The following is a 24940-nucleotide window of genomic DNA, read 5'->3' as shown; positions in this document are numbered from 1 at the left end:
AATATCGGATCGAATCGGATTCAAATCGAGAGATTCTCGACGGAATCTAACCTTGAATCCTGATTTTTTTCTCTTTTAAGCTGCGGATTCCGCCATAGACCGAGCAATGATAAAATTGGGAAGGATCAGCTCTTCTGAAAATTTGATTCCAAAGAGTAGGCCTTGGTCTGTTTCCTTTCTCCAAGCAATTTTCCCTTTAAAGGAAATACGTGATCTCGTTAAATCACTTTCAATGACTCCCGCCACAAAGTCACGGTCGTTCAGTTCGATGTCCTTATCTAAACTTCCACTTACACCGAGTTCCGAAATATTCCCAATCTTTGCTAAAAGGAATTCTGGATTTTCATTAATAGAAAAAAGTTTTAAGACCAAATCATCCCAATCCAAAGATTCAATTCGATCGGTTCTTCTTGTATTCAACATATACAACTCCTAAAGGTCTAGAACAGTTATAAGCATAAATCGTGCCAAGAGCAAAAGGAGACTGGTTTTTCCACTTTGTCACTTCTATAAAATGAGGAAGACATCCATTTGCCCTAAATTGTTGATTCTAAAGTCTAAAGAGGAGTTGGAAATGAATTTGGACGGTACAAATTGTATCGTTTCGATACAATTGAAATGATTCTAAGTTTAGACTGAATTTATATTATTTCTAACTTGCCGATTCTGAGTAAATTTTAGGACTATTCCAAATATATGCTCAAACAAATATTTACACCTTTTCTTCTATCCCTTCTATTCGTATCGCTCGCCAATTGTGGGCCTTCGCCAGAGACCCAAGATTTGCAAGTGAAAGCCAAACAAATCATTGGTGCCCTTCCTGCAAAAATGCCAGGATCGGAAAATGATACTGCGGAACTCATTTCTCTGGGAAAAAAACTCTATTTCGAGAAAAAACTCTCCCTAAATGAAACACAATCTTGTAACTCTTGCCACAATGTGGAAGGGAAAGGTGCTGGTGTGGACAATCTTCCTACCTCTCCAGGTGCTTTCGGTAAAAATGGAGATAGAAATTCACCTACTGTACTCAATGCAGGATTTCATTTTGTTCAATTCTGGGATGGACGCGCTGCAGATTTAAAAGCACAAGCAAAAGGCCCCATTCTGAATCCGGTAGAGATGGCTATGCCTTCTGAAAAGGAAGTTCTAAAACGATTGAACGAAGATGCACAATACCCTGCTTTATTTGCAAAAGCCTATCCTAATGACAAAACTCCTGTTACTTACGAGAACCTAGCGGGTGCGATTGCTGCATTTGAAAGAACTCTTATCACATCTTCCCGTTTTGATGATTTTATCAACGGGGATCATAAAGCCATTTCGAAAGCAGAACAAGAGGGTTTTAAAGCTTTTATTTCTGCAGGTTGTACTTCTTGCCATTCGGGCAATTTACTCGGTGGAAATTCTTATAGAAAAATTGGCCAAGTAAATGAATACAAAACAAACGACCTTGGGCTTTATAATGTAACTAAAAAAGCAGAGGATAAATTTTTCTTTAAGGTACCGAGCCTAAGAAACATCGCTTTGACTGGACCATACCTTCATGATGGCCAAGTAAAGACCTTAGAGGATGCAGTAAAAAAGATGGCGTACCACCAATTAGGTATGAATCTTTCCGATGAAGAAACAAATAAAATTGTGCTCTTCCTTGGCACTTTGTCTGACAAAACCAGAACCAATTAATTCATTTTTTATGATCCAAGGAGTTCGTATGTCTATGCGAGCTCCTCTGCGGTTCAATTAATCTCTCTTGAATAAAAATATACTTTCCGAGTCAGAATTGGAAGAATAATTAGACTATGTCCCAAACTTATCGAGACCAACTCTTTGCCTGGATGAAATCTCACGTTTATCGGTATTCGGAATCTCCGTTTCGACTGGCAAGCGGGCTTGAATCCCACCATTATTTCAATTGTAAAGAAATCACTCTCCACCCAGAACGTCTTGCGGTCCTCGCTGAATGTTTTGTAGAGGAGATCATCCCCAAGATGGGAATTGAATTCCAAGCAGTGGGGGGACTCACTCTCGGCGCCGATCCCTTAGCATATTCGATTGCCTTGGCTTATCAAAAAAAAGGGAAACTGATTTACCCATTAGTTGTGAGAAAGGAAACAAAGGGACATGGGACCGGCCAACAAATCGAGGGTTTTTGGAAGGAAATTAAATCATGTTTGGTAGTAGATGATGTAATTACTACAGGTGGATCGACTCTTAAGGCAGTCCAAGTTTTAAGAGAAGCTGGTATATCTGTCACAAAGGGAATCTGTATCTTAAATCGGGAAGAGGGTGGTGCAGAGAATTTGGAAAAGGCAGGTGTTCAGATGGAATCTATCTTTCGCAAAAGTGAGTTTTTTTAAATGAGCATACAAAAAACATTTCTATATGATGTAAATTTATTTAGAAATAAGTTATTAAAAAGAACATGGACTGTTATTTCTTTATTTGTTGTTTTTGTTTCGTATAACAGCTTGCAGGTGCCTCCTGCGGGTAGAGTACAATTTTTCACAATTTTTCTTCCTTTGTTAGCACTGTTCTTTTGGTTTTTAAGGAAAAATTTTCTAAAACAAGTAGAGATGCTTTCTTCCGGAAGAATTGAACTCGAAGGTGGATCGCTAAAACAATTTGATGCTAATGGAAATTGTGCCACCATCCGGATTAAAGATTTAGAACAAATCACAACAGATAAATTTCGTGGATACAATCGTATTGTATTGGAAACAAAAGAAAAAATTTATCCTCTTGTGAATATTGAACAACAGGAAGACTTAGTTGTAATTCTTGAAAAAGAAACGGGACTCAAACGAGTCACCGATCTCACCGAAGATAGATTGTGGAATGCCAAAACTCCATTCTACTTTTTGCCAAGTATTTTGGTTTTGATTGCAACTTATACTCCGGTAGTTAAGGAAAAGTTTCCCATCCTTTCAAATGAATTTTTGGGTTTGTTTTTTAATGTAAATTTAATTATTTACCTTTTGTATTTACCCGAAAAACAGAATCATACAATTAGTCAGTTTTCCTTAAAAAGAAGAATGATTTTTATAAGTTTGGTGGTGTTTTTCTTTCAGGTTTACATTCAGTTAGATAAGTCAGGTTGGCTTAAAAATTAATTCTTAGTTTTCTTGTTTCGATCCGACACTTTGCCTGAGCAAATTTAGTTTTGCTTGGGCATATCTTCTAAGTTCAATCATTTCGGTAGAATATCTCTTCAAAAGATTGTCTTGTTCCATTCTATTTTCCATTAATTGTAGAGTATCACGAACATATTTAATATCCTTTTCCTCTTTCAATTTCCCCGATTGGATTAATTTTTTTACAACATCAAATTCGTATTTTCTAAAGTGAACTCGTAATAAAAATTCAGTGGAAAAATTTTCTTTTGCTTTGACCCAGTTTTGATCAACCTTTTCTTTGGGGCCTTGTTCCTTTAATTGGTCTACAGCACGTTTTGTTGAATCGAATTCTCGAACCGAAGCTGCATTCGCTAACTCTTCTGCTGCAATTACTTCGTCTTTAAAAATTTCCTGGAGTCTGTTTCTTCGCCATTGGTCTGTATATTCATAACTTTGGGCAGTAAGCATCCTTTGAAATTCTTCAAGCATTACCGAAACATTGATGGATCGACCTAAAGGTGTGTTGTTGAACTCTTTGATTTTCGGAAACAGTTCACGTGTGATTTGGAAAGCTGATTTTCTTTTGTAATTACTCGCTTCGTAAAGTTTTTCCAGCGTTTCTTCTGAATGTTTTTTTAATTCGTTTAAAATGAACGGTTCTGCAAAAACGTAAGCATCTTCTCCATAGACAAATAAATTTTGGTCAGGAGCAACTACTGATACAATGAAAATGTAGTGGCAGTCTCTAAGTGCGGTAAGTAACTTCCGGAGTTCTTCTTCTGTTCTAGAAAGTTGGGAGGACCAGATCCGTAAATGTGTATCTGAAGTCGGGATTTTTTCTCTAGATTCGAGATTCTCTTTCCGAATCATCTCTGCGAGTTCCAAACAAATTTTGATACTTCCAGCCATGAATAGAAATTACCATTAGCACTTTTTCGGTAAAGAATTATTCATATTTCAATTCCTTCGAAATTTTCATCTGTTTTAGGAAAGAGAACGGAACAAGACAAATGAAAAATGTGATTAAGGGAATTAGTATCGGGAGTTTTACTACAAGAGAGAGTGGGTATTGGAAATCGAGGATCCATCCAAAAGCATTTCGATTGATTCCAAAAATAACAATTGGCGATAAGATGAGGCTATTAAGGATTCCGGAAAAAATGCCAAAAGATACGAGAAATAATGCTTGGCAGTAAATCATTTGGAACATCTGAAATGAATCCATTCCTATTGCTCTTAGTCCTGCTAACAGTTGTGATTTTTCTCTTATGAAATATACGAGAGATGTGGTAAGAGCAAGAATGGAAATGATCAGTGCTGAAATCTTTAGAGTATCTAATATAGAAAAAACTTGGTTCATTCCTTCCATGTACAATTTCTTTAATTCTGTTTGGTTAATATATTTTAAGTCAAAATTCTTTGTTATATTTTGCAGTAAGTCTGTTGTTTCTTTTTCTGAAAGTTTTTTGTTTTTGGTAATCCGTATCGAGTTTAGATACTTTATCTTAAAGTTTTTCTGAAAGTAGGAATAATCCATCATGATGGTTCCTCTTTCTGAGAAAAAGTGATCTTTTTCATCCTGAATATTCATGGAAACTCTGGAATTCAATTCTGTATTGATCGTGATAGAATTTCCTTTACAGATTTGATCTAAAAAACATAAATTCTTTGAAACAATTAGATCATTTTTATTATAGTTACTTGTGAAATTGAACACATGTAAGGTGTAATATTTCCCATTTACAATAAATTTTGAATCAATGTAGAAAGGTTCAACAGAGGAAAAGTGTGGATCCGTGGACAAGGTTTCAAAAAGGGAAACGGGAACTCCGGGTTCCCCTGAGTTCAGCTTTTTTTCATTAATAAGAGAGTAATCTGATTTGTTTTCGCCATCCACCCACCGAATCAAGGACCTTTCGTAACTATTGGTTAAACTCGTGAGAGTGAAAACTAGAGAAGTAGATAACATTATTGTAGAAGCAGTGAGGCCATGTTTCCAGGGTTCGATTCCTATTTCTTTTAATCCAATTTCGGCCGCAGGAGGAAAATGAAATCTTGAAAGTAATTTATCCAATAATTGAATTAGATATGGTATGCAAAGAAAATTAAGCATTACAAATCCAAGGATGACAAGGCCAACTCCCAACATTCCTGGTAAAATCTGTTTTGCAAAACTAATCAGGCCGATGGCCGTTCCCACAATGATGAATAAAGTTGAGAGAATGAAGGTTTTCTGATTAGAAAGCCCAAGAAGGAAAATTGACTTCGAAACATCTCTTTCTCGGATCAGATCAATGGGGAGTATTTGGAAAGTTTTGTATGAGTTATATATTGACGCTAAAATGGATCCAAGAACAGAAATGAAGAATCCTGATATTATAATGGATATTGGTATTTGACGATAAGAACGAATTTGGTTGATATCAGTGATTGTGTTAACGGTTGTTAGAAAGTTTGTGTTGGCAATAAAAATTCCAAACAGTATTCCGACAATACCTCCCAATGCTCCGATGACAATAGCTTGGACCAAAAATAATAGGAAATTACTGGTTTTGTTTGTCCCGATGGATAACAGAATGCCAAATTCACGTTTTCTCGATAGATAGAGTCCCGTAAACATATTGGAAACCATAAAAAATGAAATAAGTACTGATACTAATGAAACAATAGTTAGGTTAATTTTCAGTGAACCTAGTGCAATACCTGCGCGTTCGAGTATAAGTTCCTTCGATTCATAGATCCAATCTGGAGACTTTGTATTTTCGAGTGAAGACTTTGCACCAGAATTTTCATCGTGAATTAACCATATAGAAGTAATTTGATTTTTTTGATTACATAAGGACTGAAGCCTTGTTATATCCATTACCAAAAAGATACCTTCTGTTGGAATGATTTGAAAATCCTCTTCTTGTATCGAAATTTCTTTTTCACAGATTGATAAATTCGTTTTGTTTGTTTGGAGTTGTAGTTTTTCTGAAAGGGATTGGCTTATAAAATATTTTGGTATTTGGCCTTTTCCTTCTTTCGATAGTGGCATTATCTGAGAAGACAAAAGAATGTCTTTTCCGATGACGGGAATGCTCTGTATTTGGTCCTTTGTTAAGCTGAAGGTACCTTTCGTTTGGAATTCTGGCTCTAATCGTATATTTTCTGGTATGTGAGACTCAACTTCTTCCAGAAAACTGTCTTTTGCTCCTTGGTTTTGATTGTTTGCTACATACCTTCCTATAAATTTTTCAGAAGAATATCCTATCATTTGGTCAAGAACACTTTGTTCAGCCCTCCAGGAATTGATCTGAGTGCTTACAAATAAAGCAATTCCTAAGCTGATCCCCGTGATAGATAATAATGTCTTAGGAAGGTTATCTTTGAAATATCCGAATATAAATAAATAATAAACAAACTTCATTTGTTTTGAATTTTGCCATCTAACATTCGCAAGTTAATATCACCTGATTCTCCAATTTGTTCATTATGGGTAACTAGAAATACTGATATACCCAATTCTTTGACACATCTATTGAATAGTTTCATAATCATTTCAGAAGACCCAGAGTCTAGGTTTCCGGTAGGTTCATCCGCAAGGATTAGTTTTGGTTGGTGGACGATGGCTCTTGCAATTGACACCCTTTGTTTTTCACCGCCAGACATTTCTTTGGGAGTGAAATCTTTTCTGTGACTTAGGCCAACAAGTGAAAGGGCTTCCTTTGCTTTGGCTTCGGCAACGGATTTTGAGATACCGGAAAGATATAATGGTAAAGAAACATTGTCTATCGCTGAAAGATAGGGAAATAAATGAAAAAACTGAAAGACGATCCCAATTGTTTTTCGTCTATAAATGGTAAGTTCTTTTTCATTCGCACCAAAGAGTTTGTTTCCAAATACAGTGATTTGTCCTGAATTTGCTGATTCAATCGCAGAGAGAATGTTCAGTAGTGTTGACTTTCCACTGCCTGAGGGTCCCATTAAGGTAACTAGTTTCTTCTCTTCAATTTCAAATGAAACGTCATTCAAAACAGGGAAGGCTACCTCACCTTGGTAAAAGGTTTTGTTTACATGTTGGATTTGGATGGCAGATTTTGAGACTGATTCTTTTTTTTCATTGCTCACGAAAAATAACTTCCCATATATATGACAGTCGAGAATATCAAGATTAAGGTAAAACTGATTGATAGCACGTATATTTTTCATTCTACTCCTCTCAGTTTTAGTCATCGGAAAGTCACAATCGTGGACAACGCTTGCGGAGTTTACCGAGTCTGGAGAAATTTTTACCTGCGAGAAAAATTTCGAAGAACCTCCTGGGGAAGAAGAGAACTTTCTTTATATTCCCTCTCTTCCGGTTTATATCTCAGTCTTTCATTCCTATTCTTTTCTCATCTCTGCAACAATTTCTCCTAATATCATTTCTATTAAATTCCCGGATCGTCGGGGCCCTCCCAACTTTACATAACACATTTATTTCTTTAAAATTTTATTTTTGAGGTAGTTATGTTAGAAGATGAAAGAATTTCAATCTTCAGATCTGTCCTAGTAGGTATATCTGCGCTTTCGCCACTTGCTATATTCTTGTTTTCTGATTATGATATTTTGTCCGTGGACTTCCCCATTTTAGTTGGGTTAGTGATTCAGGCTTATATTGGATTTTCATCCTTTATGTTGGTTCAGTCTTATGAGCCAAAGGAAAAAAACAAAGTCACCATCGGTTATATCATTTTTTGGTCAGCCCTCGGTGTTTGTTATTTGTCGGGTAAGTCGCTCATCCTTCCGATTGCTTTGGAAGTGACCTCCTTTTCTACCATTCTGATTTATTCAGGAACAGAGTTTGGAAAAAAACAAATTGAAAGTTTAGGTTCCTTACTTCTTGCTTCTGGAATTTCGGCACTCTTTTTGTCCGCCTGGGTGATATTACCCGATGGGGACAACGTGGGTATCATATTACTTCTTGTTGGTCTATTGATTAAATCGGGATTTTCTGGGTTTCATTTGTGGATCCCTAAAGTGAATGAGGGTGGTCCGTCACATGCACTGGGAGCTTTTGCCGGTGTGTTGGAAGTATTCCCGCTTTTACTATTTTACAGGTATGTCCTTCCGAACCAATTGGATCCTATTATTTACCAGGTTTTGTTTCCACTGGCAGCACTTGGAATTTTTTTTGGTGGTATCACCAGTTTCTTTCACAAAGATCCGAAAATATCATTGGCTTATAGTTCCGTTGAATCGATTAATTTTTTATGGTTATGTTTGATCATAGCAGGTATGTTTCAATTTTCTGTTGATGCTGAGCTTATGAATCTGAGTAATTCTTTTCGAATTTTGTTTTTCTTAAGTTTATTTCACCATTCCTTTTCAAAAACATTTCAGTTGTTCTCAATCGGTATGGTGGCAAGACTCAAAAATTCAAGTTCCAGCGATGAACTAAAGGGGATTGGTAGATTACTCGGAATTTCTCCACTGTTACTTGGAGCAGGTACATTTAGTTATGCGGTCCTACCTGGAACTCTGGGATTTGTTTCTGAAGCAACATACTTTTATCTGAATGCTCGCATCTTAGATATGCCCATCGGTCGTTCGGTTTTCCTTTTGCCTTCTATGATATTTATCTTCTTTGGAATTGTCCTTGGTGGATTCACTCATATCAAATTGTTTATGAGTTTGTTTTTGTCTACTCCGGGTAAAGACATTAATATTCAACCTTTTGGGGAGCAAAAGAGACGATGGGTAACCATATCTTTGTTTAGTTTGGCTTTAGTGATTTTTATCTTTCCTTTAGTTTTGCCTTACTTTGTTCGTTTGCCAATGTTAAGTCCTTTTGTGGATCCGCAGTTAGCGGATTGGTTTTGGACTTTAGCATTGGTATCATACGTCACTGTTGGTGCTGTTTTTATTTTCCGTTTGTATGATCATTATCAATTAAAACGATTCGGAAAACCAAAAACAAAAAACTGGGATTGTGGAGGGGGTTACAGTGGTCATGAACTTTCCATACCGACCTCTGTATTCTCTCTACCACTAAGGAATTCGCTTGGTCGATATTTTTTAAGTAAAACCGGCGAGTCAAAAGTGGATTCCTTTCTAATAAGAGGAATTACTTCCTTTTTTAGATTGGGTACGAGATTTATGTCAGCAACAAATCATCCCAAGGAAGAGGACGTTAGTAAATACCTGGCGATCTCTTCTATGTTTCTGATCTTCATTTTTTCACTGCTTATTTTGGGTGACTTCGGAGGTTTGTAGATGAATTCATTTTTGTATTATTTTTATCTAGTTATTCTTTTTGTTGTGATGCCTTTTCTCTTAACGGGTATTATACGGAAAGTTCGTGCCTATGCTCAAGGACGGCGTGGCCCAAAATTACTTCAGTTTTTTTGGGAAGTGGACAAATCGCTAAGAAAAAATCCAATTTCGCATACAAACATTTCCGATTTTACACATTTGGCACCGAGGGTGGCATTGTTTTCGGCTCTGATGATTTGGAGTGTGGTATTGTTTGAGTGGGCTCCATTTATTCTCATTCCATTTTTCCTTGCTCTTTACCGGTTCGCATACGTGAGTTTTGCGATGGAAGGGGCTTCTTCTTTTGGAGGGATGGCTTCTGGAAGAGAGATTTTACTTTCGGTCATGGTCGAACCCACTTTTATTTTGATGATTCTAGCGGCACAGTCCCATATCGAAATTTCAGTAAGTCCACAAGGGGCCCTTATCGGTTTACTCTTTCTTTCTTTAGCCTTTATTGCAATTCTTGCTGAGCTCGCAAAACCACCATTTGATGATCCAAGAACTCACTTGGAGCTAACAATGGTTCACGAGGCAATGATTCTGGAAGCTTCGGGAAAACAGTTAGGAATTTTTGATTTAGCCAGCTCTATCAAACTGTCTACACTACTTGTTTTTCTTGTGAAGTTGGCACTTGAACATTCTAAGTTATTTAAAAATGACGTTTTGGATAGTTTTGCAAGAGAGCTGATGATTGCACCGATGGTCATACTCCTCGCGATCATCCTAGGGTTTTGGGAGTCAAATAGTGTTCGCAGGAAATGGACTTGGATCCCTGAGTTTATGGGCTTAACATTCATTGCGATTTTAATATTAGGCACTTTAGTTAAACTGTCTTAAGGGTTATTATGATATACGATTTTATCTATTTATTATTGTTACTCACCGGTGTTGTGGTCTTGGTAGAAAACCGGTTGAGTCGTATTATTTTTTTTCTAAGCGCTCAAGGGTTCCTTTTGGTTTTCCCTGTTTTACAAACGCATGAAGGAGATTGGAAACATGCCATCTCACTAATCGTGATGGTTGTTTTGTTTAAGGGAATCTTAACTCCTTGGGTTTTGAATTGGACAGCAAATAAATCCAAGATGAATGAAAGTACAGCCCCTCGTTTTGGATACCTTGCCACCTTGTTATTTATGGTACTCGGTTTGGTTTTAGCAGTTAAGATTACTGAAGGTGTGTCCGTTCTTTCGATTCCTGTTCATAAAATTGGACTCATTTATGTGATTTTACTCGTGTATGTGGGTATACTCTGTTTTGTTGTTAGGCGAAACTGGCTTGCTCTTATTGCGGGGTTTTGTGTTTTTGAAAACGGAATTTTTGTTTTGACTATGGTTTTAGACAAAGGTCTACCGGTGGGCCTTGAGTTTGGGTCCTTTTTGGATGCCATTCTTGTTATTGTTTCTGGGGGAATTTTGCAACTCTCTCCTCACATGCATACGAAGGAGAGAAAACTATGATGGCGCAGCTGTTTTATTTTTCTGGAGTTTTGGCTTTCCTTGTTATTTTTTTGTTTCCGTTTTGGCGCCGACGAAAGGACAAACTCGGATTTGGTTATGGAGCATTTTGAAGATTTGTTTTTTTGGTTCTTTGTTTTACTCCTGGTTTACTGATAATATTGTTCTTAAGTGGATCTTGATTGAAGCATCTACGCTTTTTGGGGCATTGCTTATTTCCTCTAGTGGTACAGAACGTTCTTTTCATGTTGGTTGGAAGTTTTTGCTAATCAATTCCTATGCTCTTGGACTTGCATTCTTAGGAATTGTAATTCTTTTGTTTGCTTCTACTCCATTGGAAAATTTAGATTTTGTTTCCCTAAAGCAAGGGTTAGTTGGTCAAAGTGGGCTTTTGATTGAAACAGGAATCCTGCTTACCGTTTACGGTTACAGCGGAAAGTTGGGACTTGTTCCCAATCACTTTTGGGTGGGAGATACTTATGCGGAGAGTCCAAGTCAAATTTCTTCTTTAATCGCCTCTTTTGTACCAGTAAGTGTGGTTCTTGCTTTACGTCCTCTGATACAGTTAGAACGCGAGATCAATCCGCATGTGATTAACGCAGCCAATGGAATACTTTTTATCGGTGTTTTAACCATCCTATATTCTACCTTAATTCTTTTTTCACGAGAAGACATTCGTCGGATTTCAGCTAAGGTGGCACTTTTCCATACAGGGATGCTCACTTTATTTTTGTGGTTAGATGTATCTGATGATGTGTTTTACTTTCTGTTAACAACAACGGTCCTTGTGAAACTATTGGTTTTTCTATCAATGGGGATTTTACGGATGGATGCAGGGAAAAGGAACATCTCTCAGATTCTAGAAAAATCTTCCCTTAGCCATAAAGCATTGTATATGTATTTGTTAGCACTGCTTGTAGCATTCGTATTTCCTTTATCTCCTGTTTTTGTTTTGGATTTAAAAGTTATAGAGATTGCGATCAAACAAAAAATGTTCTTGTTGTTTTTGTTCCCCATCGTTGGAGCCATTTTCTTTTTCATCGCACTTAACAAAGTATTACCTTTGGTTCGTTTGCCCAATCGGAATTTTGAATCAGGGGTATATGGAATACTACAAACACGGTTGGTATTCTTTTGGTTTAGTTTTTTATTCACCGTAATGGTTGGTTCATACGGTTTAACATATCTAATGGCAGAACATATATGGAAAAGATAACAGGCATTACTAATTTCGATGGTGTCTACCACCAGTATGTGATTCGTGATCAAAAAATGATCCGCGAAGAAGTAGGATCTAAAAAAAGTAATATTGATTTTCTTTTGGATCCGCAATATCCGGTTTGGCTTGTTCGTCATGCCTTTGGGCAGGATATGGGAGTTGAAGATTATTCGGATCTAAAGGAAGAAGATTATTTATCTGACAATAGAGGTAAAAACCTTTCTTTACATCAGAAAACGGGAATTGTCCGGGACTTGGCCTATCATGGATTGCATGTTCCTTTTCACGAAGGAACTTATTCTCATGCTGTGGGTCCGATTCACGCAGGAATTATCGAACCGGGGCACTTCCGTTTTATCGTAGAGGGAGAAGAAATCCGTCACCTAACGATTCGTTTGGGTTTTCAACACAGAGGGATTCGTGAAAAAATTCTAGGGAAATCAATGTCAGTGGTTCTGCCTTTTTCTGAAACCATTTCTGGTGATACTAGTGTTGGTTATGCGGTCTGCTTTAGTAAAGTTTATGAAGAAATGATTGGGATAAAGGTTTCCCAAAATATCGCTTTATTTCGCTCCTTTCTAGTCGAGTTGGAACGAATTGCAGTTCATATTGGGGATTTAGGTGGGATTTCGGAAGATATAGGTTATTACCCGCTTTATGGGGTTTGCGTTACGGATAGAGGGGCTGCCCTGGGTCTTATGGAAACATGGACGGGAAATCGTTTTGGAAAAGCAGCAGTTCGTCCGGGTCGAGTTAGAGTCAATAAACGCATTACCGCAAAACAAGCAAAAGACGCTTTTTTTAATTTAAAAAAAGTTTATTTTAAACGAGTTCGTCCACAGATATTAAGAGCTCTTTCTGTTTCTACTTTAAAAGAAAGGATGCAGGGTTGCGGTTTTATTTCTGAACTCGATGTCGAGAAAAATGGATTCTTAGGGATGGTTGCTCGGATGGCCGGAGTAGAAGATGACTTAAGAATTGATAATCCTGATTATCCAGGTTGGACTGCGTTGCCACTAAAGGAAGAACACCATCATTATAATGGAGATGTTTGGGCTCGTATGTACATCCGTTATACGGAAATTGAACAATCATTAAAATGGATGGAAACACATTTGGATGATTTGGATTGGGAAGCTTTATGGTCAGAAAATGATAGAACCCAAGGGAACCAGATTGAAAAAGATTGGAAACCGAAAGCGGGGATTTATACAGCTGCGGTGGAAGCATGGCGTGGTCCTTTACTTGTGTCTTTGGATTTCGATAATGAAGGTCTTGTGAAAAATTCTTATATTCGTGATCCATCTGTGTTGAATTGGCATGCTTTGGAGTTGGCAGTTCGTGGAGAACAAGTCGGAGATTTTCCTTTGAATAATAAATCATTTAATCTTAGTTATGTTGGGTTTGATCTATGAATTTCTTATATGAGTTGAAGAGCTTTATTTTTCCTAAGAATGTGTTGAATTTTGATACAGCCTCTCCTGTTCATCCGACAAGTCGTGGCATTCCTGTACCTACGGCAAAGATGAAGGAAGGATCTGGTTCCCTAGGTCCATCTGCGGCAGTTTGTCCCACCAAAGCGATTCGAATTGTATCTGATTCAGAAGTTCAGTTTGATTATGGAAAATGTTTGCAGTGTGGACTTTGTACTGAATCTTCAGATGGTAAACTTCGTGATTCAGGTTTTATTTATACCTTTGCCTTAAGTCGTGAGGAATTGAAAGTCACGTATGTTTCCGGGCGAATGGAAAAAGTTAGTGGCTTACCAAACCCACTAACACCAAACCAAGAGCAATTTCGCACCTTAACAAAGAAACGCGGTTTTCTCTATAGAGAGGTTGCCGCTGCTGGAAACAATACTGTGGAATCGGAACTCAATGCTTCTTTCAATTCGGTCTTTGATTCGGAAAGGGAAGGGGTTCGTTGTGTTGCTAGTCCTAAACATGCGGATGCCATTGTGTTTTCTGGTCCCGTTGGTGAAAGGATGGCAGGTCCGCTAGAAACAGCTTGGGATGTCATGAGCGAACCCAAAGCCCTCATTGCCTGCGGTACAGAAGCTGTTAGCGGTGGATTGTATCCTATGGGCAAACTTCCGAAAGAGCCTGATCTTTATATTTCAGGAGATCCCCCTAGACCCGATGTCATTCTTCAAGGTTTTCGTCTTTTAATGGGAAGATTTTCCTTCCGGTTTCAAGAGGAGCTTCACAAAATTTTAGAGAATGAAAAATAAGGTGCGTGGATTTAGAAAAAGAAGAAATCGTTCGTGTCCTGGTCCTAGAACCCCAAAAGAAATCGTATGATACCATCTCCCAATTACTCAGTGAGTGGTTTGGAGATTACATCGAACTTACTTGGCGCTCCGTTTTTGAAAACGGAGCTGAGGAAATCAAAAAAGCTCAGTATGATCTTTTAATTACAGAAATCCAATTCCCTGAACTTGAAGATTCTCCCGAATCCGTTTTAGAATCCATTATGGATTTAGCAGGTCCCTCCGAACTTCCCGTAGTTGTCTTTACTAAGGCCGAAGGAAAACAACTTCCCATCCATGCTTTCCAATTAGGAATCAACGAATACTTCGGCAAACGAAGGTTAAAGAAAAATGTTTTGGAACATCGGTTTAGAAATTTGTTCCGAGAAATTTACCGCAAAAAAGTAGTCTCCATCCAAATGGACGACAGTCTGAAACGATTCCAAGACCTCTATGGTATGAACCAGTCGGAGATTCAAGATTTGAATACGATGGTGAAAAAATTTAAAAAGGAATTGGAAAAAGAATACGAAGAAAAACTAAACCTTGAAACCGAAAAAAAGAAAATGCAAAATGTTTTCGGTATGTATGTAGATCCTATCATCGTAGAAAGTTTGATGAATAACACACTTTCTCTTGATCAAAAAGGAAAGGAACAAGAAGTATCTGTTTTATTTTCTGATATTCGTGGTTATACGACCTTGTCGGAAAAAATGAAACCAGAACAAGTGATCTCTTTTTTAAATGAATACTTTACAGCAATGACAGAAGTGATTTTGGGTTATGGGGGAATGATCGATAAATACATTGGTGATTCCATCATGTGTCTGTTTGGTGCTCCCGTTTTCCAAGAGGACCATAGACAAAATGCTCTAGACTGTGCCGTAGAAATGGTGCAAGTCTTTGAACTTTGGCAACCCAAATGGCAACAGATCTACGGATTTACTCCACAAATTGGAATTGGTTTGGCCTCAGGGAAGGCCATTGTAGGTAACGTGGGATCCTTCCAAAAACTTTCTTATACAGCCGTTGGAGATACTGTTAACATGGCAAGCCGGTTGGAATCAATTGCAAAACCAATGGAGGTGTATGTGTCAGAAGGGTTGTATAATTTTCTTCCAGAGGAGTATGCCAATAAATACAAATACGAAGAATTGGAACCAGTAAAAATCAAAGGAAAAGAAGGGTTACACCGAATTCTCAGTGTAAAACCCGTCTAATCAACGTTTGTTTTTGTTGGAATATAGTCTTTAAAGAGTGCTGCAAAACTGATACAATTCGTTTGATTTCAGTTTTTCATCTTTGAGGGCTAAAAAAGCTTTTTTATCCTCAATCTCAAGGCCTAAGGTAGTTTTGTATTCTTCAAATCTTTCCTCTGTGCCTGGCTCTTGTTTGCCATGTCCAGTAAACTTTGCAATCACACCCGCAAATCCAATGATTTGTCCCAAGGGAGACTGTTCGTTTACTGGTTTGGAAAGATCTTCAATGGAAGAAATGATGATGTTTGGCATCTTCCAAAGTTTGGCGGCAGCACTTCCTATTTCATAAGAATCCACTCCAAAAGATTTTTTTTCGAGTGAAATCAAAGTGGCATCAGATGTTTGGAATTCTGTAAGCACTTCTACATACTTTGTTCTGTCAATGGTATTGAGTACAATTCGTCCGAGGTCTTGCATTAGTCCGCAAGTGATGGCAAGTTCTGCTTCTTTTTTGAATTTCTTTTCTTCGCAGAGAATTTGAGCAAATATTCCTTTGGCAACCGAATGGTCCCAAACTTCATCTCGGAATTTTTTATAATTTCCTTGGCTAAAGAGTGAGTCTGTCATAGACATCGCCACCATACTTCGAACCGTTTTAAATCCCAAACGAGTGATGACCTGTTTCATATTGGCAACCGGGTTGCCGCGGGAGAAAAAGGGAGAGTTGGCAAGTTTCAGAAGTCTTGCCACAAGCACTTGGTCAGATTGAACTTTTTTTTCTAACTCTCCAAAAGAGAGTTCGTTGTCGTCATCTAGGGAAAGTACGGAGAGTAAGACTGGCGGTACAATCGTCAGGTCTTTGATTTGGGAAAGGTATTCTTCTACAGTTGCCATTCGGTTAGGGACCTAAAGTCAGGATCTAGAATGATGAGACTAAGGAAACCAAAAACTCCCAACTATCTGGCAACTATTCTTGCAAATTCGATTCCTTTGAAATAGTGTTGCAGGATTTCTCTGTGGCTGAATTGGCTTTTTGCCATAGCAAAACTTCCCCATTGGGACATTCCTACGCCATGACCAGAACCGAGTCCCTTCACAAAATAATCTCCAGACTCTTCTTTACGGATTCCAAATCGTGTAGATTTTAATTTGGTCGCACCTAATTTTTTTCGAAACTCAGTCGCTTTGATTTTTTTGGATCCAGAACTTCCAATGATTTCCATTTCATTGACCCGAGATGAGGGAAAACGACTTGATACAATGATATCTTGTATGTCACCAACACCTAAGTCTCGTAAGTTGGTATTTACGAAATCTGTTTTCCACTTTTCTTCCCAAGAATATTGTTCTCCATCTTTATCGTATTCGGATGGAACAGGTTTTAAATATTCTACGGGGCTACCCCAAACATTGATGGGATCTTCGGTATAACCACCAGCGTTGGAATGGAAGAAACTTTGGATGGGTTGTCCTTTATGGATGAGAATGAGCCCCTCTGTTTCAAAAACTGCTTCTGAAGTATTTCTATGTTCTTTGTTTTTTCCTTTGTATACTTGAGTGTTTGTGGATGTATCTACATCAAACTCTTGTTTTTTGCGATTTAACATTTCACGCACTACATAAGTTCTTGCACAGATGGCTTGGGCTTTGAGTGCTTCTTTTGGCCAAGAGGCACTGACTTCCGAAGGAACTACACTCAAAAGATATGCTTCCATTGGAACTAAGTTGAGGATAAATACTTTTCCATCTACTGGTTTGAGAAGAACGATTCCTCTATAACTTACTCCTTTATATTCAATCCATTCGGAATTACTTTGAATGGATATGGGAGCTTTGAGAAGAGTTGGATTTAAAGATAAAAAATCATAAGCCTTTTTGATAGTCAGGTCATTGGCATCTCGAACGATGATTTCACCTGATGATTTGAATGTTTCCTCATCGGTCGCATAGCCAAGGAGAACTCGGACTGGTTTGGATTTGAAGTTCGATTCTTCTGGTGACCAATTGCTAACCATTACACTCGCACAACCGATTTGCCCTAAAATGGCGATAGAGAAAAATAGAATCGATTTTTGAATCTTCATAGTACCCTCGCTTCTATTTTCGGAGGAATTCCAAAATTGGTGAAGGGAATTATGAAGACTTTCTACGAAAGAATAGCACCGATTCTGTGTGAGGAGTGTGGGGGTAGGGATCAATCAGAATTCCATCCACAAAATCATACTGAGAAAGAAAGATCGATACATCTTCTTTTTGAGAATAAGGATTACAAGAGACATAGAACACATACTCCGGTCCGAAATCACGAATCCATTGGTTTACCAATTTACCAGCTCCGGCCCTCGGTGGATCCAAAATCAAAATGGCATTTTCTTTTTGTTTTAAAAGTTCTGTGGACATAAACAAATTAGCGATTTGGAAGGAATGGGATTTGTCCGGAAAATATTCATGAAAGGTTTTGGACGCAATTTCAATCGAAGATTCAGTGAGCTCGTATCCATCCACATTTTGAAACGAATCACCGTATAACAAAGAAAAGAAACCATTTCCACAAAACAAATCGATTAGATTCTCTGTAGTTTTTGGTAATCTATCTTTGATAAACGATAAGATGGGTAAAAAACCTTTTGGGTTAGGTTGGAAAAAAGAATCAAAGGGAATTTGAAAGTTTTGTCCGAGGACGATTTCGGTAAATGTAGATTTTCCTCGTAACACTTCTGGCCGTCCAAAAGCAGATACTTCCGATTTGGGTCTGTTGTAACAAAAGAGTAGTGACTCTTGTGATAAAGATTCCAAACAAAGTTTACGAAAACTTTCCATTGAAGGATGTGATTCATATCCATCTGTAAAAGTAAAAATTAAAATTCCATCCTCTGTATTTTGTGCCTTACGGATTGTTAAGTATTTTAAGCCACCATCTTCAGATCTTCGATCCCAAATGACATCAGGCATTTGGTTCAGTACAGTTTGTACATCTTTTAGTGCCTTGTTGGCCCAGTCTGATTGGATGGAACAAGAGGTGATGGGAACTACTTTGCGGAAATTTCCCCTTTGTCTTTGTCCAATGATAGGTCCAGGGAATACAGAAAAATCCATACGAGATCGGTACTCGTAAATTTGTTCAGAAGGGATAGGTTTGATGGAGATACCTAAGTCTTTTTGGAAGGAGTTTAGGATGGGAGTAAATTTAAGTTCTAATTGTTCTTTGTAACTTATGTGTTGGCCCGTACATCCACCGCACTCTCCAAATACATTGCATTTCACTAATTGCCAATCATGGTTGCGAATGGTTTCCTGGATTCGTAAGGACCTTTGTCTTGGCCTTCGTTTGACATATTCCACATGGAGTTCGTCACCAGGGTAAACAAAGAAAACGTTCACCTTTTTTCCGTTAGGTGCTGTGACGATTCCTGAAAAATCAGAATCTAAACTTTCCACAATGACTTTGTCCAATGTTTTCTACTTGCCAGTTCCTTTTGATTTTTATAGGATTTCCGACATGGTTTTTTCGAAAAGACTCTTTTCTTTCCTTCTCCTCTTCCTCATTTTTACGGGATTTCTCTCAAACCTGTCTGCCCAAGTCCTTCTGACCAACCAAATTTTGGACCTGAGATCAGAGACGTCTTTTGGCCAATCCGTTCATAAATGGAGTTTCAAACCAGGAGACTCACCTCTTGTCACAGAAGAGAAAGAAGACGACCTTTATTTAGATGAAGAAAACGGACAAACCAAAGCCTTACGTTTTGCTCATGCCCAACCTGCCTTAGAAGAATCGGTGAGAAATGGTTGGATTTCTGGATTCCAAATCCAAACCGCTTGGGATAAAGTGAGAGATGGAGATGGGGAATTGTATTTTCCAGACTTCAAACAATTCCAAGAAGCTTACAAAGGATATGCTTGGTATCGCACAGAAATTCAAATTACAGAAGAGGACATCCGTTCCAAATTCAAATCAAGGAACTTAACTGTTCGGTTGGGACAAATTAGCCAAGCTGATGCTGTTTATTGGAATGGAAAATTCATTGGAGGAACAGGCTTACATTTGGACACGGAAGAAGGAGCCGAGTTGGACGATAAATCTCTTTATAGTGATAAAATTCGCTTTTACCAAATCCCCATAGACCAACTAAAAACAGACGAACCCAATGTTCTTGCTGTGAGGGTTTATGCAAAGTATCCATTGAGTCCAGGTTTGTCTCATGATAAATTTTATGTATCCTCTGTAAAGTATTCAGAGCGGGCAGAGTATTGGAATGACTTTAAGAAAATTTTTGTAATCGTACTCACCTTGTTACTTGGTAGTTTTTATTTATACTGGCAATTTTTGTTTCGAAACGAGGATGATGCAACCATATACTTTGCGTTAGGCTCTATTTTTATGGCATTCAATACTTTGTTTCAAAGCCAAATTATTTATTCTATCATTGGGGATGGATTTTGGATTAAAAAAATAGAGTATTTGGCTTGGATTGGACTTGTACATTTACTTTTTAACTTTATTGTTCGGTTTGCTCATGTAAGGCAAGGTTGGATACAAACCACAAATCGGTATATTGATATCGCTGGTATTGTTTCTGTCCTTGTCGTTTTATTTTCTCCGAATCTCTTTTTTCTATCTAAGTTCTTCTTCAGTTGGAGTTTTGTAACCATCCTCCTTGGTGCTGCCCTTTTTTATATTATCTTTCTTGGAAGAAAGGTTCCTTCTATGGGAACGGTATCCCTCGGTTTTTTTGCCTTTGTGGCTCTCATTCTGAATGATATCTTTGTGGAAATGCAATGGGAATGGTATCCAAGCCATACTTATCTAAAAGATTACGCCTTTGCTGCTTTTTCTGTTTCCGTGGCACTTTCCATTGTAAAGAATATGATCGATTCCAGAAGGCTTGTGGAAAAACAAAGAGAAGAGAAAGATAGACTTTCGAGATATTTCTCTCCTGCGGTGATGGAAACTATTGTTGCCGATAGTATCAAGTTAGGTGGTGAAGAAAAAAACATCGCAACTTTATTTTCTGATATTGTTGGATTTACAACATTTGCTGAAAAAAATCCTCCAGGAGTTGTGCTCCAAAGTTTAAATACAATTTTTGAATCCTTATCGGAATTGATTTTTCATTATTCAGCTACTTTAGATAAGTTTATCGGTGATGCCATTATGGCATTTTGGGGCGCACCGAAACAAACAGAGCTGGATGCCTATCATGCCATAGCTTGTGCCGTAGATATGCAGAAAAAAATGGAAGAGATCAATCGTGAATTGGGAGTCCCACCGGGCACATTTCGTTTAAGGATTGGTGTCAATTTTGGCGAAGCCATTGTGGGTAATATCGGTTCTGTCAAACGTATGGACTACACTGTCATCGGGGATGCCGTCAATACTGCGGCTCGTTTAGAAAGTCACGGTGTTCCCGGAAAGGTTGCTGTATCTGAAGCAGCGTTTCTTGCGGCGGGGGGAAGCGAATACATTGAATATGAAGAAACCAAGGAACTCGCACTCAAAGGGAAAGCGGAACCGGTCAAAGTGTATTTTGTAACAAAGGTAAAACCAAGGCCAGTTGCTTAAACCTAAGAAATGATGGATTCTGAAATGGATTTCATACACCTAAAATCACTGTTAAATTGGCATTGGTCATATTTTCTGCAACGGTTTCACATTCTTCCATACTGCCTTGAAAACAAACCGCTTTTCCATTGGTATGGGCTTCCATGGCAATTTTTTTGGCATCTTTTTTTGTTTTGAAACAAAGTTTCATCAAACAATCTTCTACATAAGAAAACTCATGGATTGAATCATTGAATAAAATGACAAAGTAAAAGTATACAGAATCAAAGTGGGTTTTTGTTTCTTCAAATGTAGAAGGTTGGTTTTGTTCTGTCATGGAAACAATGAGTCGGAGTTCTCGCTCAGTTCACCAATATACTCCAAATAGGATTTCATTTTAAACTTCTTTTTTGTGGAATCGGAGGACATAAACCGCACATTTCCAAATACGTTTCGTTCGGGAAACCAGGGCCTATCAAAAAGTCCAAAACACCACAGTATCCCTGTATAGGAATTGGGATTTCTTCCATCGTAGGCATATTTATTATTTAGATGTTCTAAAATGGAAAAGGCTTCCTCGTAAGTCTTTGTCCACTCGATTACTTTTTTACCCCATAACATTCGCATATAATTATGCATTCTTCCTGTTTTTACAAGTTCGGTTTGGGCAGCATTCCAAAGTTCATCATGAGTGTTGGCGGATTCAAACTGCTCTAAAGTATAGAGATACTCCCTTGTGTCGGATTTATGTTTTCTAAAATTGGCCTTCACCCAATCCGGAAGATGCTCTAAATTGATATGATTTGGTTTGTCCTTCCAAAAGAAAAGATAACCAATATCTCTCCATGTAATGAGTTCGTCTAAGAAGTGATTGGTGGAAGAGGATTCCGAATAAAAATGGTCGCGGTCTCCCGGTTTTTGGTGGCTCATTCGTTCGGGATTCCATTTCCCTTGAGACGTTGCCTCTAATACCGATTGAAAGATTTCCTCGATTCCAATATGTCCAAAGTGGAGGTAGGGGGAGAGACCACTTGTGGCAGTGATTTCTGGTGGGTTGGGCTGGGAACGGCCTGTTTCATAGTTTTGTATTTTTTTTGTGACAAAGGTTTTTAGAATTTTTAAAGCTTCTGTCCGACCACCTTTCACACCTTTGGCGGGAGGTACTTGTTCCTTAAAATCAAGTGATAGTAAAAATGAGTTTAAATCTTTCGGGAGTCCAAATCCATGAGGAGGTTTTGTTTGATGATGGAGTCCTAGTAAGTCTTCTTTTTTCCATTTTGGTTTGGCAAACTTCGGCAAACCTTTTAAAAATTCTTTATGAATCCAAATTCTTAGAATCCTTGCAGCACTCGCTGTCCTTTCAAAACGGGAGAGGGGAAGGAGAGAATTGCTATCAACGGCTATCAGCGGACAATTGATTTTTTCAGAGAGTTTATTAATTTGTTCAGGGATAATAAAACAAGGAAAGTCATCGGTAACAATGGCGACTGCATTTTTTGCAATTTCTTTTAAGACTCCCCGTGCAGGGTTAGATTTTGATTCTATAAAACTCCAATAGTTGATACCCAATTCGTCTGCTCTTGTTTGGTTGTCATACATTCCTTCCAGAATAAATTTATGGATCCTTTCTGAATTCCAAGGATAGTCGCAGCGTAATCCCTCATACACAATGAGTTCCTTGTTTTGTTCTTTGGCCAAAGAGACCGCATAAGCAAAGGCATGGTTGGAATCAAATCTGCGGTAGGCTTGCATCCAATAAAGGATGTAATTCCCACTAGGAAACATAGGTTTTTGATTACAATTCCGGATTCGTTCCTCGTTCATCTCTATTAGAGGCCGGTTCTCTTCGTTCAGGCTGCGTTTTTTCTATAGATCTGGGACCAAATCGATACCCTATATGCTTAAGATTTATGCGTTCTGGTTTCATTTGATACAAATTGACGCAATATTATCATCTCTCGTGAGGATGCATTTCTTCCCTTTACCCAGAAATCTAGACAAAATGGAGGGTTTCTAGGCATTAAATCATTTTTTTCAATACCTTTCCGCTTTAGATTCAATTCGGGTACCAATCTTGCACTGTTACTAAGCAAATAACATGGAAAGGAAACATGGCAATATGAAACAGTATTTCAAATCAATCGCCTTCCTGCTCCTGGTTGTTCCGATGTTCCTTTTTGCAGATGATGCTGCAACCGTCGCGAACCCGGCGCAAGAAACCGCAAATGCAATCCAAACTTTAACCGTTGGTTTAGACACCTTATGGGTGCTAGTCGCAGGTATGTTGGTATTCTTTATGAATGCCGGATTTGCTCTCGTTGAATCGGGATTCGCTCAATCGAAGAACACCGTGAACATTCTCGCTAAAAACTTTATTGTTTTTGCTGCAGCAACTTTCTCCTACTGGGCAATTGGTTGGGGTTTGATGTTTGGTGACGGATCTCCTTTTTTAGCAACCGAAGGTCTTTTTTTCTTAGGTGGAGCTGATAACTCACCTGCAATTGGTGATGCATACAAAGGTGTGTATTCTTCTATGAATTGGACTGGTGTTCCACTTCTTGCGAAATTTTTCTTCCAATTGGTCTTTGCGGCAACAGCAGCAACTATCGTGTCTGGAGCTGTGGCAGAACGAATTAAATTTCATTCCTTCCTTATCTTCTCCTTTATTCTAGTAGCGTTTCTGTATCCATTCACAGGTCACTGGGTATGGGGTGGTGGATGGATATCCGCACTTGGTTTTCATGACTTTGCTGGATCTACCGTAGTACACTCTGTAGGTGGTTGGGCAGCTCTTGCTGGTGCCATTGTTCTTGGAGCAAGAAAGGGAAAATTTTTACCAGACGGTAGAATCAAACCTATCCTTGGTCACAACATGACTTCTGCAGCTCTTGGAACACTGATCCTCTGGCTCGGTTGGTTTGGATTTAACCCTGGTTCTACTATGGGAGTGGGTGATGGAAGCACTATGGCGCATGTGATTGTGACTACAAACATATCTGCGGCTCTAGGAGCACTTGCATCTACTGTAACCGCTTGGATCATTTTGAAAAAACCTGACCTTGGTATGATTCTTAACGGAACACTCGCTGGTCTTGTGGGTATCACTGCTCCCTGTGCGATTGTTAGTCCAGCATCTGCTGCCATTATCGGTGCGGTGTCTGGAATTTTAGTAGTATTGTCCGTTCTTTTCTTTGACAAAATCAAAATTGATGACCCGGTAGGTGCAACTTCTGTTCACTTAGTTTGTGGTATTTGGGGAACATTAGCAGTTGCCATCTTCGGTTACGAAGGATCACCTGCAGGGGTTGCAGTTCCTTCTATTTTAACTCAAATTTACGGTATCCTTGCAATCGGTGGTTTTACATTCACAGTATCTTTAGCATTGTGGTTTGTGTTAAAACTTGCAGGCGGAATCCGAGTGGGTGAAGAGGAAGAACTAAGTGGTTTGGATCTTGGGGAACACGGAGCAGAAGCTTACCCTGATTTCAATATCAGAGCTCGCGGTTAAGGGAATAGGAGTATAACATTATGAAAATGATCATTGCAATCATCCAACCACATAAGTTGGAAGAAGTTAAAGCAGAATTGACTAAAAACGAAATTTACCGTCTAACAGTTTCTGACGTTCAAGGTTACGGACAACAAAAAGGGAAAACAGAAGTATTTCGTGGACACGAATACACTGTAAACTTACTTCGAAAAGTTCGTTTAGAAATCGCGGTTAATGATGAATTCGTTAAACCAACTGTTGATGCTATCTTAAAAGCAGCAAAAAGTGGTGACGGAAAAATCGGAGACGGAAAGATTTTTATCTCACCTTTAGAGGAAGTGATTCGAATCAGAACCGGCGAGAAAGGAAAAAGCGCCATTTAAGCTTCCTTTACTGAAA

General features: G+C 38.4%; 23 protein-coding genes. 14 read left to right on the top strand and 9 right to left on the bottom strand.

From position 1 onward, the window contains the following. Window positions 1-75: 75 nt before the first annotated feature. Complete coding sequence (locus LEP1GSC195_RS04930; RefSeq protein ID WP_015680364.1) at window positions 76-423, bottom strand: LEPBI_I2431 family sigma-54 regulated protein; 348 nt, start codon at window positions 421-423, stop codon at window positions 76-78. Window positions 424-696: 273 nt separating this feature from the next. Between LEP1GSC195_RS04930 and LEP1GSC195_RS04925 the strand changes: the two genes are divergently transcribed. From LEP1GSC195_RS04925 to LEP1GSC195_RS04915, 3 genes are all read left to right on the top strand, one after another. Beyond that, a complete protein-coding gene (locus tag LEP1GSC195_RS04925; RefSeq protein ID WP_015680454.1) occupies window positions 697-1683 on the top strand; it encodes a cytochrome-c peroxidase in 987 nt (328 codons plus the stop codon). Between the two features lie 116 nt (window positions 1684-1799). Then, entirely contained in the window at window positions 1800-2357 is a 558-nt protein-coding gene (gene pyrE, locus LEP1GSC195_RS04920; RefSeq protein WP_015680342.1) for an orotate phosphoribosyltransferase, read from the top strand. Further along, window positions 2358-3110 carry a hypothetical protein gene (locus LEP1GSC195_RS04915; protein ID WP_015680332.1) on the top strand — a complete coding sequence of 251 codons (753 nt, stop codon included), beginning with the start codon at window positions 2358-2360 and terminating at the stop codon, window positions 3108-3110. 3 nt (window positions 3111-3113) lie between these two features. Here the strand turns inward: LEP1GSC195_RS04915 and LEP1GSC195_RS04910 are convergent, their stop codons facing one another. The 3 genes from LEP1GSC195_RS04910 to LEP1GSC195_RS04900 are packed head-to-tail and all read right to left on the bottom strand — an operon-like array spanning window position 3114 to window position 7223. Further along, a complete protein-coding gene (locus tag LEP1GSC195_RS04910) occupies window positions 3114-4022 on the bottom strand; it encodes a hypothetical protein (protein ID WP_015680487.1) in 909 nt (302 codons plus the stop codon). Between the two features lie 37 nt (window positions 4023-4059). Next, the gene (locus LEP1GSC195_RS04905) at window positions 4060-6522 is read right to left on the bottom strand and encodes an ABC transporter permease (RefSeq protein ID WP_015680247.1); all 2463 of its coding nucleotides are present in this window, start codon (window positions 6520-6522) and stop codon (window positions 4060-4062) included. Then, the gene (locus LEP1GSC195_RS04900) at window positions 6519-7223 is read right to left on the bottom strand and encodes an ABC transporter ATP-binding protein (RefSeq protein ID WP_015680396.1); all 705 of its coding nucleotides are present in this window, start codon (window positions 7221-7223) and stop codon (window positions 6519-6521) included. The genes LEP1GSC195_RS04905 and LEP1GSC195_RS04900 overlap by 4 nt, the downstream gene beginning before the upstream one ends. 58 nt (window positions 7224-7281) lie before the next feature. Between LEP1GSC195_RS04900 and LEP1GSC195_RS04895 the strand changes: the two genes are divergently transcribed. From LEP1GSC195_RS04895 to LEP1GSC195_RS04860, 8 genes are all read left to right on the top strand, one after another. Next, window positions 7282-7566 (top strand): hypothetical protein, encoded by a 285-nt coding sequence (locus LEP1GSC195_RS04895; RefSeq protein ID WP_015680448.1) that lies wholly within the window; start codon window positions 7282-7284, stop codon window positions 7564-7566. A 38-nt stretch (window positions 7567-7604) separates the two neighbouring features. After that, the gene (locus tag LEP1GSC195_RS04890; protein ID WP_015680286.1) at window positions 7605-9350 is read left to right on the top strand and encodes a proton-conducting transporter transmembrane domain-containing protein; all 1746 of its coding nucleotides are present in this window, start codon (window positions 7605-7607) and stop codon (window positions 9348-9350) included. After that, entirely contained in the window at window positions 9351-10229 is an 879-nt protein-coding gene (locus LEP1GSC195_RS04885) for an NADH-quinone oxidoreductase subunit H (protein ID WP_015680376.1), read from the top strand. Between the two features lie 8 nt (window positions 10230-10237). Continuing rightward, the gene (locus LEP1GSC195_RS04880; RefSeq protein WP_002975507.1) at window positions 10238-10849 is read left to right on the top strand and encodes a hypothetical protein; all 612 of its coding nucleotides are present in this window, start codon (window positions 10238-10240) and stop codon (window positions 10847-10849) included. Between the two features lie 106 nt (window positions 10850-10955). Continuing rightward, a complete protein-coding gene (locus LEP1GSC195_RS04875) occupies window positions 10956-12062 on the top strand; it encodes a proton-conducting transporter transmembrane domain-containing protein (RefSeq protein ID WP_015680296.1) in 1107 nt (368 codons plus the stop codon). After that, window positions 12050-13480 (top strand): hydrogenase large subunit, encoded by a 1431-nt coding sequence (locus LEP1GSC195_RS04870; protein WP_015680383.1) that lies wholly within the window; start codon window positions 12050-12052, stop codon window positions 13478-13480. Before LEP1GSC195_RS04875 ends, LEP1GSC195_RS04870 begins: the two co-directional genes overlap by 13 nt. After that, window positions 13477-14295: an NADH-quinone oxidoreductase subunit B family protein gene (locus tag LEP1GSC195_RS04865; RefSeq protein ID WP_040506368.1), complete on the top strand. Its 819-nt coding sequence runs from the start codon at window positions 13477-13479 to the stop codon at window positions 14293-14295. Before LEP1GSC195_RS04870 ends, LEP1GSC195_RS04865 begins: the two co-directional genes overlap by 4 nt. 5 nt (window positions 14296-14300) lie before the next feature. Continuing rightward, a complete protein-coding gene (locus LEP1GSC195_RS04860) occupies window positions 14301-15533 on the top strand; it encodes an adenylate/guanylate cyclase domain-containing response regulator (protein WP_015680442.1) in 1233 nt (410 codons plus the stop codon). Between the two features lie 30 nt (window positions 15534-15563). Here the strand turns inward: LEP1GSC195_RS04860 and LEP1GSC195_RS04855 are convergent, their stop codons facing one another. The 3 genes from LEP1GSC195_RS04855 to LEP1GSC195_RS04845 all read right to left on the bottom strand — a co-directional run bounded on the left by LEP1GSC195_RS04855 (window position 15564) and on the right by LEP1GSC195_RS04845 (window position 18965). Next, entirely contained in the window at window positions 15564-16406 is an 843-nt protein-coding gene (locus tag LEP1GSC195_RS04855) for an HDOD domain-containing protein (RefSeq protein WP_015680229.1), read from the bottom strand. Between the two features lie 62 nt (window positions 16407-16468). Continuing rightward, entirely contained in the window at window positions 16469-17596 is a 1128-nt protein-coding gene (locus tag LEP1GSC195_RS04850; RefSeq protein ID WP_015680421.1) for a SpoIID/LytB domain-containing protein, read from the bottom strand. 49 nt (window positions 17597-17645) lie between these two features. Then, complete coding sequence (locus LEP1GSC195_RS04845; RefSeq protein ID WP_015680478.1) at window positions 17646-18965, bottom strand: class I SAM-dependent RNA methyltransferase; 1320 nt, start codon at window positions 18963-18965, stop codon at window positions 17646-17648. 46 nt (window positions 18966-19011) lie between these two features. Between LEP1GSC195_RS04845 and LEP1GSC195_RS04840 the strand changes: the two genes are divergently transcribed. Then, a complete protein-coding gene (locus LEP1GSC195_RS04840) occupies window positions 19012-21072 on the top strand; it encodes an adenylate/guanylate cyclase domain-containing protein (RefSeq protein ID WP_015680425.1) in 2061 nt (686 codons plus the stop codon). A gap of 31 nt (window positions 21073-21103) precedes the next feature. Here the strand turns inward: LEP1GSC195_RS04840 and LEP1GSC195_RS04835 are convergent, their stop codons facing one another. Beyond that, window positions 21104-21388: an ATP-dependent Clp protease adaptor ClpS gene (locus tag LEP1GSC195_RS04835; protein WP_002975352.1), complete on the bottom strand. Its 285-nt coding sequence runs from the start codon at window positions 21386-21388 to the stop codon at window positions 21104-21106. Continuing rightward, window positions 21385-22875 (bottom strand): deoxyribodipyrimidine photo-lyase, encoded by a 1491-nt coding sequence (locus LEP1GSC195_RS04830; RefSeq protein WP_015680275.1) that lies wholly within the window; start codon window positions 22873-22875, stop codon window positions 21385-21387. Before LEP1GSC195_RS04830 ends, LEP1GSC195_RS04835 begins: the two co-directional genes overlap by 4 nt. Window positions 22876-23170: 295 nt before the next feature. Here LEP1GSC195_RS04830 and LEP1GSC195_RS04825 point away from each other — a divergent pair, with 295 nt between their 5' ends. Beyond that, window positions 23171-24559, top strand: coding sequence for an ammonium transporter (locus tag LEP1GSC195_RS04825; protein WP_015680326.1), 1389 nt, complete (start codon window positions 23171-23173; stop codon window positions 24557-24559). 20 nt (window positions 24560-24579) lie between these two features. After that, a complete protein-coding gene (locus tag LEP1GSC195_RS04820; protein ID WP_004786287.1) occupies window positions 24580-24924 on the top strand; it encodes a P-II family nitrogen regulator in 345 nt (114 codons plus the stop codon). Window positions 24925-24940 lie beyond the last annotated feature (16 nt).

This window comes from Leptospira wolbachii serovar Codice str. CDC (assembly GCF_000332515.2).
GTDB classification, from domain to species: domain Bacteria; phylum Spirochaetota; class Leptospiria; order Leptospirales; family Leptospiraceae; genus Leptospira_A; species Leptospira_A wolbachii.
This window is presented reverse-complemented; position numbering and strand designations above follow the sequence as displayed.

Coding starts and splice junctions, on each gene's coding strand:
- pyrE (WP_015680342.1), top strand. CDS start 1,800: ATGTCCCAAACTTATCGAGACCAACTCTTTGCCTGGATGAAATCTCAC.
- LEP1GSC195_RS04850 (WP_015680421.1), bottom strand. CDS start 17,596: ATGAAGATTCAAAAATCGATTCTATTTTTCTCTATCGCCATTTTAGGG.
- LEP1GSC195_RS04880 (WP_002975507.1), top strand. CDS start 10,238: ATGATATACGATTTTATCTATTTATTATTGTTACTCACCGGTGTTGTG.
- LEP1GSC195_RS04840 (WP_015680425.1), top strand. CDS start 19,012: ATGGTTTTTTCGAAAAGACTCTTTTCTTTCCTTCTCCTCTTCCTCATT.
- LEP1GSC195_RS04820 (WP_004786287.1), top strand. CDS start 24,580: ATGAAAATGATCATTGCAATCATCCAACCACATAAGTTGGAAGAAGTT.
- LEP1GSC195_RS04885 (WP_015680376.1), top strand. CDS start 9,351: ATGAATTCATTTTTGTATTATTTTTATCTAGTTATTCTTTTTGTTGTG.
- LEP1GSC195_RS04830 (WP_015680275.1), bottom strand. CDS start 22,875: ATGAACGAGGAACGAATCCGGAATTGTAATCAAAAACCTATGTTTCCT.
- LEP1GSC195_RS04865 (WP_040506368.1), top strand. CDS start 13,477: ATGAATTTCTTATATGAGTTGAAGAGCTTTATTTTTCCTAAGAATGTG.
- LEP1GSC195_RS04925 (WP_015680454.1), top strand. CDS start 697: ATGCTCAAACAAATATTTACACCTTTTCTTCTATCCCTTCTATTCGTA.
- LEP1GSC195_RS04915 (WP_015680332.1), top strand. CDS start 2,358: ATGAGCATACAAAAAACATTTCTATATGATGTAAATTTATTTAGAAAT.
- LEP1GSC195_RS04825 (WP_015680326.1), top strand. CDS start 23,171: ATGAAACAGTATTTCAAATCAATCGCCTTCCTGCTCCTGGTTGTTCCG.
- LEP1GSC195_RS04905 (WP_015680247.1), bottom strand. CDS start 6,522: ATGAAGTTTGTTTATTATTTATTTATATTCGGATATTTCAAAGATAAC.
- LEP1GSC195_RS04855 (WP_015680229.1), bottom strand. CDS start 16,406: ATGGCAACTGTAGAAGAATACCTTTCCCAAATCAAAGACCTGACGATT.
- LEP1GSC195_RS04870 (WP_015680383.1), top strand. CDS start 12,050: ATGGAAAAGATAACAGGCATTACTAATTTCGATGGTGTCTACCACCAG.
- LEP1GSC195_RS04890 (WP_015680286.1), top strand. CDS start 7,605: ATGTTAGAAGATGAAAGAATTTCAATCTTCAGATCTGTCCTAGTAGGT.
- LEP1GSC195_RS04910 (WP_015680487.1), bottom strand. CDS start 4,022: ATGGCTGGAAGTATCAAAATTTGTTTGGAACTCGCAGAGATGATTCGG.
- LEP1GSC195_RS04835 (WP_002975352.1), bottom strand. CDS start 21,388: ATGACAGAACAAAACCAACCTTCTACATTTGAAGAAACAAAAACCCAC.
- LEP1GSC195_RS04930 (WP_015680364.1), bottom strand. CDS start 423: ATGTTGAATACAAGAAGAACCGATCGAATTGAATCTTTGGATTGGGAT.